Raw genomic sequence first — 254 nt, forward strand, 5'->3', positions numbered from 1 at the left:
TTCTTCGTACTGCGCGGTGGGAGCTCCTTCGAGAAGATCAGGCTTCCACGAACAACGGGGGCCGGGTCATGAGTAAGACCCCGGAGCTGCTCCCGCTGGGGAGCGCCGTCGCAATCGATGGCGAGGAAGGCGTTTACGTCATCGTCGCGAGAGGCTTCCAGAAGCAGGAGGACGGCGGCTTCCTCGCCGGCTACAAGGGGTTGCCGCACCCGCAGGGGGCCGCTGCCGGTGTGCGAGAGATCGTGATCGGGAAC

The 254-nt window shown here is 65.4% G+C and carries 1 protein-coding gene; it reads left to right on the forward strand.

The annotated features are described in order from the left end of the window. Positions 1-68 precede the first annotated feature (68 nt). Positions 69-254: DUF4176 domain-containing protein (locus tag AC1RPH_RS08435; RefSeq protein WP_481762137.1), on the forward strand; the 186-nt coding region annotated here is incomplete at its 3' end.

Source organism: Dellaglioa sp. CoH-57-MRSF-16, from assembly GCF_056782055.1.